Raw genomic sequence first — 2,150 nt, forward strand, 5'->3', positions numbered from 1 at the left:
CCAGGCGCTGGGCCTCGCCCTGATCACCAATTTCCTGCGCTGGAGGCCCTAGAGCATGATCCCGAAAAGTGGACCCCGGTTTTCTCGGACAAACGGTCCCGTTTGTCCCGAGATCATGCTCAAGCAAAGGGGAAACCGATGAGCAAGAAGGGTTACTGGATGGCGATGGTCGAGGTGACCGATCCGGAAAACTATCCGCTATACATTGCCGCCAACAAAGCGGCTTTCGACAAATATGGCGCAAAATTCCTGACCCGCGGCGGTCAGTCGTCGAGCCCGGAAGGGTCGTCGGGCAATCGCCATGTCATCATCGAGTTCGAGAGCTACGCGGTCGCACTCGCCTGCTTCCATTCGCCCGAATACCAGGCGGCGCTGAAGTTCCGACGTCTCTATTCGACATCGCATTTCGCCATTGTGGAAGGCGCCTGAACGGATGATCCTTTTCCCCGCCATCGATCTCAAGGACGGCCAGTGCGTGCGCCTGAAGCACGGCGACATGGCCACCGCGACCATCTACAACGATGATCCTGCAGCGCAGGCGCGGGCCTTCGAGCAACAGGGCTTCGAATGGCTGCATGTCGTCGACCTCAACGGCGCTTTCCAGGGCCAGAGCGTCAACAGCGCGGCGGTCGGCGCCATCCTCAAGGCGACGAAGAACCCTGTGCAGCTCGGCGGCGGCATCCGCACGCTGGCGCAGATCGAGGACTGGCTCGATCGCGGGCTGGCCCGTGTCATCCTCGGCACGGTGGCGGTGCGTGACCCGGACCTGGTCAGACAGGCCTGCAAGGCGTTTCCGGGCAAGGTCGCCGTCGGCATCGACGCCAAGGGCGGCAAGGTCGCCGTCGAGGGCTGGGCCGAGGCGTCGAGCCTCGGCGTCGTCGAACTGGCGAGGAAATTCGAGGGCGCCGGAGTCGCCGCCATCATCTACACCGATATCGATCGCGACGGCGTTTTGACAGGCATCAACTGGGACGCCACCATCGATCTCGCCGATGCCGTATCGATCCCGGTCATCGCGTCGGGCGGCCTCGCCTCGATCGCCGACATCATGCGCATGACCATGCCCGATGCGCAAAAGCTCGAAGGGGCGATCTCCGGGCGCGCGCTCTATGACGGCCGCATCGATCCGGCCGAGGCCCTGGCGATCCTGCAGGGCAGGGCGGAGACGCGGACGTGAAAATCTCCATCATCCTGGCCTCCTACGACAGCGGTCATTACCATGGCGGCATGGGCCAGGGCCCGGACGCACTGATATCAGGCGGGCTCGTCGACGCGCTGACCATGGCCGGCCATGACGTTACGGTGGAAGACATCGGCAGGGTCGGAGACATCCAGGAGCGCGAGATCGCCACCGGCTTTGCTGTCTGCAACGCGGTTGCGACCGAGGTTCGCCTTGCCCGTGACGCCGGTCGGTTTCCCATCGTCCTTGCGGGAAATTGCCTGACATCAGCCGGTGCGGTCGCCGGCGAGGACGCCGATGCGATCATCTGGGCCGACCAGCATGGCGACCTCAACACGCCCGAGACATCGGCATACGGCTTTCTCGACGGCATGGCGCTGGCGACGGTGCTTGGCCTGTGCTGGAGGCCGATGGCGTCGGCCATTCCCGGCTTCAAGCCGATCGATCCGTCGCGTTGCGTGCTCGTCAACGCGCGCGATCTCGATCCGGACGAGAAGCGGCTGCTGGAGACGCTGCCGATCGTGCGGACGGAATGCGCCGGGGTGGCCCAGGCGACCGAAAGACTGAAGATCGCCGGCGCCAAACGCGTGCACATGCACCTCGATATGGACGTGCATGATCCCCGCGAGTTGCAGGCCAACCGCTATATCACTTCGGGCGGCCCGAGCCCGGAGCAGTTGCGCGACGCCACTTGCGCCATGGCGCTTGCGGTGCCGGTCGTCGGCATCACCGTCTCCGCCTACGATCCGGCTTTCGACGCGCAGGCCGATGTTCCGCCGCTGGTCGGCCAGTTGCTGAACGATCTCATCGCCACGATAGAGGGCCGCTGATGCTGAAAGCCCGTGTCATCCCCTGTCTCGACGTCAAGAACGGCCGTGTCGTCAAGGGCGTCAACTTCGTCGATCTCGTCGACGCCGGCGATCCGGTCGAGGCGGCCAAGGCCTATGACGCGGCCGGCGCCGACGAGATC

4 protein-coding genes are annotated in these 2,150 nt (G+C 64.6%); all 4 read left to right on the top strand.

Annotation, left to right across the window (positions count from 1 at the left end; all coding sequences use genetic code 11):
- Positions 1-138 precede the first annotated feature (138 nt).
- Positions 139-429, top strand: a complete 291-nt coding sequence (locus EN994_RS28400; protein ID WP_013528347.1) for a DUF1330 domain-containing protein — start codon at positions 139-141, stop codon at positions 427-429.
- Positions 430-433: 4 nt separating this feature from the next.
- The gene (gene hisA / locus EN994_RS28405) at positions 434-1,177 is read left to right on the top strand and encodes a 1-(5-phosphoribosyl)-5-[(5-phosphoribosylamino)methylideneamino]imidazole-4-carboxamide isomerase (RefSeq protein ID WP_063169780.1); all 744 of its coding nucleotides are present in this window, start codon (positions 434-436) and stop codon (positions 1,175-1,177) included.
- Positions 1,174-2,010, top strand: coding sequence for an arginase family protein (locus tag EN994_RS28410; RefSeq protein ID WP_063169781.1), 837 nt, complete (start codon positions 1,174-1,176; stop codon positions 2,008-2,010). Before hisA ends, EN994_RS28410 begins: the two co-directional genes overlap by 4 nt.
- Positions 2,010-2,150 (top strand): HisA/HisF-related TIM barrel protein (locus EN994_RS28415; RefSeq protein WP_245466107.1); only part of this gene is annotated, 141 nt, incomplete at its 3' end. The genes EN994_RS28410 and EN994_RS28415, both read left to right, overlap by 1 nt.

The organism is Mesorhizobium sp. M7A.F.Ca.CA.002.09.1.1, from assembly GCF_003998555.1.
GTDB classification, from domain to species: domain Bacteria; phylum Pseudomonadota; class Alphaproteobacteria; order Rhizobiales; family Rhizobiaceae; genus Mesorhizobium; species Mesorhizobium ciceri.